This is a genomic window from Romboutsia sp. (genome assembly GCF_051659545.1).
GTDB lineage: Bacteria > Bacillota > Clostridia > Peptostreptococcales > Peptostreptococcaceae > JBOFOR01.
This window is the reverse complement of the sequence record NZ_JBOFOR010000177.1, coordinates 1-10,189: the sequence shown is the minus strand read 5'-3', so window position 1 is coordinate 10,189 and position 10,189 is coordinate 1. Positions and strand designations below refer to the sequence as shown.

7 protein-coding genes, 1 pseudogene and 1 riboswitch are annotated in these 10,189 nt (G+C 29.4%); of the genes and pseudogenes, 1 reads left to right on the top strand and 7 read right to left on the bottom strand.

The window, feature by feature from the left end; genetic code table 11:
- Positions 1-282: 282 nt before the first annotated feature.
- The 6 genes and pseudogenes from ACRC03_RS09465 to ACRC03_RS09440 form a co-directional block, all read right to left on the bottom strand.
- Positions 283-620, bottom strand: a pseudogene (locus ACRC03_RS09465) (N-acetylmannosamine-6-phosphate 2-epimerase); the annotation flags it as partial.
- 176 nt (positions 621-796) lie between these two features.
- The gene (locus tag ACRC03_RS09460) at positions 797-2,578 is read right to left on the bottom strand and encodes an AAA family ATPase (protein WP_438652319.1); all 1,782 of its coding nucleotides are present in this window, start codon (positions 2,576-2,578) and stop codon (positions 797-799) included.
- A 27-nt stretch (positions 2,579-2,605) separates the two neighbouring features.
- Positions 2,606-3,193, bottom strand: coding sequence for a hypothetical protein (locus tag ACRC03_RS09455; RefSeq protein WP_438652318.1), 588 nt, complete (start codon positions 3,191-3,193; stop codon positions 2,606-2,608).
- Between the two features lie 6 nt (positions 3,194-3,199).
- Complete coding sequence (locus ACRC03_RS09450) at positions 3,200-4,261, bottom strand: DUF2157 domain-containing protein (protein WP_438652317.1); 1,062 nt, start codon at positions 4,259-4,261, stop codon at positions 3,200-3,202.
- A 30-nt stretch (positions 4,262-4,291) separates the two neighbouring features.
- On the bottom strand, positions 4,292-4,441 hold the full coding sequence (locus ACRC03_RS09445; RefSeq protein WP_438652316.1) for a hypothetical protein: 150 nt from the start codon (positions 4,439-4,441) through the stop codon (positions 4,292-4,294).
- Between the two features lie 41 nt (positions 4,442-4,482).
- Positions 4,483-8,976, bottom strand: coding sequence for an NPCBM/NEW2 domain-containing protein (locus ACRC03_RS09440; protein ID WP_438652315.1), 4,494 nt, complete (start codon positions 8,974-8,976; stop codon positions 4,483-4,485).
- A gap of 135 nt (positions 8,977-9,111) precedes the next feature.
- Positions 9,112-9,194: riboswitch (cyclic di-GMP riboswitch) on the bottom strand.
- A gap of 334 nt (positions 9,195-9,528) precedes the next feature.
- Here ACRC03_RS09440 and ACRC03_RS09435 point away from each other — a divergent pair.
- Positions 9,529-9,726, top strand: coding sequence for a hypothetical protein (locus tag ACRC03_RS09435; protein ID WP_438652314.1), 198 nt, complete (start codon positions 9,529-9,531; stop codon positions 9,724-9,726).
- 94 nt (positions 9,727-9,820) lie between these two features.
- Here ACRC03_RS09435 and ACRC03_RS09430 read toward each other — a convergent pair.
- On the bottom strand, positions 9,821-10,189 hold a 369-nt coding region (locus tag ACRC03_RS09430; RefSeq protein ID WP_438652313.1), incomplete at its 5' end, for a PD-(D/E)XK nuclease domain-containing protein.

Genomic DNA, 10,189 nt, shown 5'->3' with positions numbered 1-10,189 from the left:
ATCTACCTTTGACCAACTTCTGAATATCATAGTTGCTTATCCATTTTTTATTTTCATCATAATATTCCCTAGATATTTTAACTACTTCATTCCAGCACTTAGCACTTTCCATTTGCTTTTCTCTAACTAATCCAAATTGCTCAATTATTGTATAAGTAGTTTTTCTAATTTAATATATCATGTGATGAAGCCCTACTTCTCCCGAAAGCCTCATTAAAAATCCATATAAAAATGTACCTACAGGACCTAATACTGCTATATTTTCTCCAGCACTGACTATATTATAATGTCACCTAAACTCTCTTTATTTGGCCTAACTCTGTCAGTAGCATCTAGTGCTATCATCTCGCATTTAGTTTGAAGTAATTCATCAACTTCTTTTAACGTCGATGTTATATAAATTTCAGAATCATCATATTCTTTTTTATTATTCCTATAATTGGTAATCCTGTCACTTTCTTTATTTCATTTATATCGTCTACACCTTGAGCTCTTATTGCTACTGCTCCACCAATTTTTGCTGCATTTGCCATTTTTCCCATTATAAACGAACTATGTAGTGGTTCATCTGGTAATGCTTGACATGATACTATTAATTTTTCTTTTACTCTATTTAACATAAATTAATCTCCTTGCAAACTTTTTCCTTAATCTAATATCAATATATTATTCATTTTTTGCAAGTTTTTTTCATTTTTTATTTAAAATATATTATTTTTAAAAATTAATACCATGTTTGTGTTGAGATTTACTAAAAAAATCCCTATATCGCAATTTACGATATAGAGATTTTATTTTAGCTCATTTTAACTACACAGTCTTTTCTATAAAAAGAGAATCCATACTTTATTATATCATCAAATCCTTCTTCTCTAAGATCGTCTGCATATCTTTTTTCTTCTATTTGATTTAAGGCTTCATCGCACTTAGCAAATATTTCTCTTGGTTTGTCGCATACTTTTATTTCTATAATTACAGCTCTATCAAATATTGATACTGGCCTAATGAATATATCGCTTCTGCCATCTCCACTTTCTCTATTGGATTTTACTATGTATCCATCCATATGAGATAAAATTCCTACTATAAATCCATGGTAGAAGTTTTCATAGGCATCATTAAAACTTATTGTTTTTCTTAAGAGTCTATTTATTTCCTTTTGTAATAATTCTACATCACCTTTTATAATAGCAGTGTACAGGGTTGATAGGTTTTCTGCTTTTATCTTTTCATCGAACCATTTAAGTATCTTGGTTCTAAATATATATTTTACTTCTTTATTTGGAATGGCTAATTCTACAAATCTATTTTCTTCTTCATCCATTCTTTCGCTAATCTTTTTAAAATATCCAGTGAAAAACATGAAGTTCCACAAGTTGTCCATAGTATCATATACTTCATCATAGGTTATATCTTCGTTAATAGGCTTTTCTATAGTTTTTCCTTCTATTAAGGCTTCTATTTCACCCTTAGTTTTATCATCAGATCTTTCTATTAGGCTTTTTACTATGCTATTTGAGCTAGTATTTGCCCAATATGAAGTTGGAAATACCTTTGGATTAATTACTACATCTTTTACAAATCGTACTACACTCCAAGGATTATATACATTTGCTTCTCCAAATGTATATCCGTTGTACCACTCTTTGATTACTTCATATTTGTTTGCTATTGAGTAATCTTCACATATTTTTTCTACTTCTTGATTTGTAAATCCGAAGTATTCGTCGTAGGATTTATTTAATATAGATATTATCTCTAAATTATTAAGTCCAGTGAATATACTTTCTTTTGAAATACGTAAACATCCTGTAATTACAGCAAACTCTAAGGCTGTATTTGTCTTAAGTGATGATTCAAATAAAGACCTTATAAATTTAATCATTTCATCATAGAATCCTTCAAAGAATGAATTTTCTAATGGTACATCATATTCATCTATTAAAATAATAACTTTTTTATTAAAATGTTTTTCAAGGCATCTACTTAGCAGTTCTAGAGATTTTGCGTAATCTATATCTCTTGCTGTTCTGTTTAATATATTTAAATAAGCCTGTTTTTCTCCATCTGATAGTTTGTCCTCTTTTAGAATGTATCTATGTCTTGTATATTCTTTTATTATTTCATCTATTATTGATTCATTAGCCATTTTAAATGTAGGTTGTTTACCTGATTTTAAAGAAAGGTTAATTACAGGATACTTACCCATGTAACTTAAATATTTATCTTCTTGATTCATTATGTTTAATCCATCGAATAAATAAGTATTATCTTTCTTACTTCCATCAAATTCATTTCTTCTGTCTTCAAAGTAATATTGAAGCATACTCATATTTAAAGTTTTTCCAAACCTTCTTGGCCTTGTAAATAAGTTTACTGATGCTTTGTTATCTAGTAAGTCTTTTATAAGTAGTGTTTTATCTATATAATAATAACCTCTTGTTATTAACATTTCAAAATTATCTATACCTATAGGTAGTGGTTTTTTTTCCATAGTTTTACCTCCTTTAGCTATACTCATATCTTTATTATATCCAACCTTCAAATATAGTACAACTCCACTACCCTTAATTCCCATAATAATACATATTTATTATTTGCTCTATTATTGCGTATTAGTGTTATTTGTTATACTTTTAACTAGCCCGTATCCTTTATACAACCTTATTTTTACATCAATGTCTACCTCATTCTTATCCTTATCATTCATATACTCTTTTTCAATATCTTTATCTATCTGTTTGTTATTTACAGACTCATCTAATGTATACTTCACAGCTAAATATGCTTTTTCAATTGGATTATATTTATCTTCTCCATCATACCCAATATATATTGTCTTACCTTTAAGATACACAACACCATCACTTGGTTTGTCAAAAGTCGCATAATCCACTTCATAGTATCCTTGATTTTCTTTTAATAATACGTAGATAGTCTTGTTGAGATATTTACCTAATTTTTCATAGCTAGTTGCATATTTTGAATAAACTTCTGGTGCTCTATCTATTGCTACTTTGTTGATATCATAATTTACATATGATACATCGCCACCTATATTAGGATATATGCTACCTTTTATATTTATCTCTTTACCTATGTTGTTGGTCACGATGGGTGTTATAGATATATATAATAAGATAAGAACTGGTAAAATACTTATTGCCAAATATTTTTTAGAGATATTTTTCACGCCTCATCACATCCTTTTCTTATTGATATTTTTTTCTATATAAAATCCAATTGCTAGGAGTATGCCTCCTACTATTATAAATAATAATGATTTAGAAAAAGATAACAACAATGAATCTGAAAAATACCTTATTACCAATGCTATTATTGGAATTATGCAAATTAAATTTCCTTTGACTGATTGGTAAATGAAATATACAAAATAACTAAGTCCTATTCCATAGGCTATAACCGTTGATATATCTTTGATGAAAATTGTTGCCCATATTTCTGAGAATGTTAAGCTAAGTCCACATATACCTATCAGTACCAATCCTAATAATTCATAAACTATTTTATGGTTTCTGAATTTATAATTTCTAATAACTACCCCTATTGCCAGCATTATTAATAGTATATGTATATCCTTGAGTCCATATTTGTCAAGGTACTGTGGTATCAGTGAGAACAACACTATTTCCCTTGCTAATATCCCTAGTGTAAAATTATTAAATTTATTCATTCCTATAAAGTAGATTAACAAGTATACTACTAATAGCATGTAAGGATATGATTGTATATATACGAATGAGAATATTAGCGTAAGTATACATGAGAATATGTACATGGCTTCTTCTTCAAATATATATACAGTGGGCAGTATGCCAAGTATCCAAAGTAGTCCACTAGGTATAAAGCTTACATTATAGTTAAACATATTTTGAGTTAGCATTACTCCCGCTCCGTATATCAGGATACCTAGGTATAATATGCTTTTGCTTGTTCGTTTGTATTTGTTTGATGTTTTGTAGGACACTAGGTTTGTTATTAGATAGATTAGGATGATGATTGATAGTTTGAATATGTTATCTATGTTATTCCAATTACTACCTATGTATATGATTACTCCAAGGCCTATGAGTATTGCACCTAGTATTGTGAATATTTGTATAGGATTAATGTATTTTATATTATATAAATCTGTTATTTGATTGTATTGATTTTCTGTGATGATATTTTTCTTCTTATACATGGTTAAATTTTCATCTAGGAATTTATATTTAGGATTACTAATATTTATTTTACTCATTTTAACCCCTCCTTACTTATAAGTATATCTCTAATATATATTATTTGCTTCTCTTTCTGTATATTCTATAAATTCAGTTATAACTTCATCTAAGTCTACTATGCTGCTTATATTCTTTCCACTTTCTAATAATATTTTACTTAGTTCTTTGTTTGTATTTCTTAATAATTTTGAAAACAAAAAAATCCCTATATCGTAAATTACGCTATAGGGATTTCCCTTTATTTTACTGATAATAATGAAAGTGTATATAACTCAAAATTATGTGTTTTACTTTCATAAACAACCTCTACTGCCCCAGTCTTGTTAATTAAACTAGAGTCTATCAGTACTTTACCTCCTACTAATACTTCCTCTAAATTAAGCTTCACAGGATTAGTATTAGGATTTAATGTAACTTCTTTTGGAAGTAATCTCTCTCCATCAACATCTTTTACCATATTCTCTATAACAAACTTACCATCTACAAGTTTTATTTGAGAACTAGGATTCATTATAAAGTTTTCTGCTCCACTAAAGTGTGTTAGTTTCTTTAAGTTAGCTATTGGAGATAAATCAGTTACTTCATTGTAATCAATGTTTAAACTTTCTAAATTTATAGCAGTTTCTAAGCCTTTTAAACTTCTAGCATACCCTGATGAGCACTCTAAAGATACTAGGTTGTGCATATCTCTTAGAGTTATTTCTCTATCCTTTATTCCAAGTTCATTTTTTATGTCTTTTTTAAGAGCTTCATCAGGTATTTCAATTATTTTGTCTAGAGTTTCTAAATTATTTATAGCATTTTCTATATTCTTTACAGCTTCATCACATTGTGCTTGGTTTGTAAAGTCTGCCTTGATTAATTCTTTTCCTTGATTTATTACCGTAGTTAAGTTATTTATACTTTCTTCACTGTAGTTATCAGACTCTATGGTTTCTGCTTTTTCTATAGCTTCTTTTAATTTTGTAATATCTGCTCTTTCCTCATTTGCATAGTAAAGCTTTGTATCTCCCCATGATGCATGGTCAGATCCTACTCCATTTCCACCATCTTTTACAACTAGTTTTAATTCTTTTGCATTCTGTATATTAACTTCTACAAATTTTTGTGGGTCTCTTGCTTGCATTAATCCACTATCGTATTGTTTTTGACCATCTACATATACTTCAAAAGATACACTTCCTGGTCTGTTGTACATTTCTCTATCTACACCTATATATGAAGTGAAGTAATTGTAGTTTTTGTTACTTAAGTCGTATATTATTGTGGCATTAGCATGTGCACCAATTCCTCTTTCATATACTACTTCTTCATTGTTTTTGTTAGTAAGTCTTATTGCTTTGTCACTTACACTTTTATCTTTTCTTGTTGTAGAGTAGCTTTGTACTGCACTTTTCCAGTCATACTTTGTTAGGTAAGTATAGTCTCTTTCATCAATTATTGATATTGTTCTTTCTTTAGTTGTTGTGTTGTTGTCACTATCAGTTACTGAATAAGTTAGTTTATACTCTCCTGGTTTATTGAAGTTTATATTTTCATGGCCTTTTACTATTACCTTTTGTGTTAAGTCACCATCTTCGGTGTCAGTTGCTACTACTTTACCTACTAAATCTTCTATAGGTTCTCCAACTTTTGTTGTTGTAGATTTTTCTATTTCTAATTCTGGTTTTTTGTTGTTAGTAGTAAGCTTAGGATTAGCTATTATACCATGATCTGATGAGTTTCCATTTCCACCATCATTTATTTCTATAGTTAAGTTTTTAATTCCTTGGATAGGAACGTTTATGTGAACCATATTATCGTTATACTTTAATATCTTAGTTGTAGCTAAAACTTGTCCATCACCTACTACTTTGAATGTTATACTTGATCTATCTTGAGCAGCTATTGATGTATCAACTCCTAGTAAAGCTTCAAAGTTTTCATAATTAGTTCCTTCTAGGTTGTATTCTATTTTTCCATTAGCATGTATGCCTATACCTTTGTCAAACTCTTTTATATCACCATTTACTCTACTTTTTATATTAGTGTTTTTTCTTGGTGTTCCGTATTGAGTTTGTACACTTTCCCAGTTTTTGTCTGATAAATAATCTGTAGCACTAGTAACCTCTACTGTCATTGTTTTTTCAAAAACTTCGTTGCTATCTTCTAGAGTGTATTTTACAGTATACTTTCCTTTTTTAGTGGTATCTACATTGTGAGCTACTTTTACTATTTGGGATATATCCTCTCCATTATAATTTTGTCCTTTTACATATTCTAATGGGTTAAATTCTTCTTTTAGTCCTAGGTATATATGTTCTTGCTGTAGTATTATATTAGGTCTTAAGTTACTTACTTCATCACTTATTGTTGATGTACTTAAATCTTTTCCGTAGGCTAATACTTGATAATTGTATTTTGCACCTGATTCTTTAGTCTCATCTATAAATGTATTTTTATCTGTAAATCCTATGACTTCACCATTTCTTATTATCTCATAACCTAATAATTCATCTTTGTTTATATTTGATGATATAGTTATTTTTCCAGTTGTATCAATACTTTCTATAGTTGGTTTGCTTTCTTTGTTTATACCACTACCTTTATATTTATATGCAGTATCATTTATATACCATACTTTATCTTCTAGCTTTTTGTAAGTTTGTGCTAATTTAGCTTTGCTTTCTTCACTAGCTCTAAATCCATGTCTATAGAAGTATTCACTTAAATCTCTATCTAAAACTTCTGATGAATACTCTATAAGTGTATCCATTTTTTCTTGTTCATTGGCTGGGCTTGGTTTTCTTTCTCTGTATAGCTTGTTTAATTCAGTCCAGTAGGAATCATTGTATAATTGTAGCTGCCAAAACATTCCTAAGCTTTCAAAAAATCTACCGTTATTATAAAGGTCTTCTCTTATGTTTGGTGCAGCTTTTTTGTAGATTTCACTGTATTGTACTCTATTTGCATGAGCACCATATACATGTCCCATCTGCATAGAAAGCATGTTGTTTGTTACTTCTCCCCATACACGATTTCTAGTGTCCATTCTATGCCCTATTTCATGTATGAATCCCCAAGAACCACTTTTCACTGCTTTAGGGTTTAACATACTACTCATGACATCTTTTTGAACACCAACATGGTCTACCCATGCATACATGTATCCAAATGGTTGCGCAAGCCTTATGTGCTCTTTTATATATTTAGGATCGTGTACTTCACTACTTCCGTCTAAACCATAGTATCTAAAAATTTCTTCCATACTTTCATCCCAGAAAGTTGTTGTTTCGCTAGGTTTTACACCTTTTGTGATATAAGCATCATAAGCTCCTGTTGTTGTTCCTGATAAAAGCATTCTGTCTGATTCTATATCTACTATGTCTAATACTTTCTTAGCTCCAGTTTGATTATCTTCATCTAATTTTTCTTTGTACTCTGCTAAAAAGGCTATGAATTCTTCTTCATTGTCACCTTCTTTGAAGAATGGGAACCTCTCAGCTCCTTCTATTCTTATTACTGGTGCTTTACCTTGTTGCTCTATAGTATATGGGTTTTCTATATATATAGCACCTCCTGCTTTAGGGTTTGTAGGGTGATTTACGCTTAAGTCAATGCTTGGTACTATTATTTCATTTTTTCCTGGCTTAAGTTTAACGCCTTTTCTCCAACCTCTCCATGTACCTTCATTTTGCGAAAACTGAAGTACTGGCATGTTTGTAGTATAAGAATCTACTTCTGCATATACTGTTACCTTCTGTCCTGGTAATGCATATAATCCAGTTGCTTGTAGGTTTTGACCAAAGCTATTCATTGATAATACACTTGTTGCATGACGTTTCATATCTCCATGTTGATTTGCAACTATAGTAGTTTTTGAGTAATTTGTATCTTCATTTAATGATAGCTTGGCTAATTCCAATATTTCATTTAACTCATTTATTAATGGATGTGTCATTGCTTTTGCTTGTAATTCATTTATTTTATTAATGTCTCTGTACTCTTCTTTTAGCTGTGAGTAAGTTTTGTCTGTGAATATATTATTTATTTCATCCGTTAATTTGTCTTCTGTGTAGAAGATAAATTCTCTAGCTGTTGCCCAATTTTGATTAGATTTTTCAAATACAAACTTAACTCTTTTAAACTCTGTTGGCTCAAAGTTTGCTTCTATAAGGTTTTTGGTTTGGTTATATGCGCCTGTTGCTACAAGTTCATAAGTATCTCCTGTTGTAGTTTTTGATCCATATATTTTAAATTCTTGTGCAAATCCTTTTCCATCTGTAGGTCTTGCTCCGTATACTATTCTGTTTAGTTCTGTGGTTTCCTTAAACTCTATTTCTACTTCATTTTTCCATTCAGATGTGTTAGCTTTGTTGGTTTCCCAATAGGTATTTAAATCTCCATCTACTGCTTTTTCTATATTTTGTGCTGAGTAGTGTCCAGCATTATTTTTTATAGATTTTATATTAGATGAATTCATTTTAAATAATTTATTGTACTCTTCATTGTTTACTAAATCAAATTCTTTAACTGTAGCCTTAGTTGCTATTTTGTACTGTGCTTTGTAACCATTGAAGTTTTCATTACTTTCAATTCCCTTAAAATTCTCCATAACAGAATTATGTTCTTGAGTTATTTCACTTTGTAATGCTTTGTTACTTATTTCATTTGCAAATACTTTTATTGTAGGTGTAGTTGCATTAACTGCTACTATAACAGTTAGACCTATTGCTAGTTTTTTGAACTTCATAACAATTCCCCCTATTTTTTAGTTTTATAGGTTTTATTGCCAAAAAAGACTATCCAAAAAGGATAGTCTCTGTATACTAAAGTCTCAATATTATATTAATATTGATTGTTTATATAGACAAAAAGTATATTACTTTTTGGCAACTGGCTGGCTTAGTAATTACTTTAGCCCCTATAGCTTTGCGTCACTAGATTTCCCTAGTTTTGCCTATTTAGTTCTTCTTAATTTTATTACATTTTTTTACATTTCTCAATATTTTTTTAAGATTTTTTATTTTAATTTATTTTTCACTATATTTATTTGTTATTTGAACTTCTTATATGGATAATACTTCATTTATAGAAAGAGTGGCTAACTAGCCACTCAAAAACCCAGAGGTGTACAATTTTTTTTAATTTTCTATTTACAGAATTAAGTTTTTGTATTATAATGAGTTTAGTGAAATTTATGCATCTCGCATAAACATACGCTAGCCCAATAAAGGCACCTATCTTTTGATAGGTGCCTTTCCGTATTATAAATATAAATCAGTTTTTATGGAGGTATTTTTAGATGAATACAATGTATTGTCCAAGATGTATAGTAGAAGTAATGGATTTAACTAATCATGAAGAAGGTACTGATTTTGAAATTTTAAATGAAGGCACTGATTCTGAAGTTAAAGAAGAATTTTCATATGTAGTTGATACTTATAAATGTCCTGAATGTGGGCATTTAGTTGAAGATTATATGGAACTTGATGAAAAATAAGGTTTATTAACCTCAGCACTAATTACCCCTAACGGAGCGCTAGGGGTAATATTTGATATTATGGTTTCTTTGCTCTTCTTTAATCTATATTCTTTTAGCCCATTTTAACTAAGCAGTCTTTTTGATAAAAAGCTATTCCATATTTGATAATATTTTTATAACCTTCGCTTCTTAGTTCCATGTCATACTTTTTATCTTCTATTTGTTTTATAGCATCCTCTGCCCTTTTTTCTAAATCATCTATATGTTTTGCTATTTTGAATTCTATAACAATGGCTATACCACGTTTTGATACAGCTCTTACAAATAAATCGCTTCTTCCTGTACCACCTTCTCTATTAGACTTTACTATATACCCTTTCATACCTGATAAAACACCAGCTAAAAATCCATGATAAAAGTTTTCGTAAGCATCATTAAAGCTAATAGTTTCTAATAATAAATTTCCTAGTTCTATTTCAAA

Coding starts and splice junctions, on each gene's coding strand:
- ACRC03_RS09460 (WP_438652319.1), bottom strand. CDS start 2,578: ATGGGAATTAAGGGTAGTGGAGTTGTACTATATTTGAAGGTTGGATAT.
- ACRC03_RS09450 (WP_438652317.1), bottom strand. CDS start 4,261: ATGAGTAAAATAAATATTAGTAATCCTAAATATAAATTCCTAGATGAA.
- ACRC03_RS09440 (WP_438652315.1), bottom strand. CDS start 8,976: ATGAAGTTCAAAAAACTAGCAATAGGTCTAACTGTTATAGTAGCAGTT.
- ACRC03_RS09435 (WP_438652314.1), top strand. CDS start 9,529: ATGAATACAATGTATTGTCCAAGATGTATAGTAGAAGTAATGGATTTA.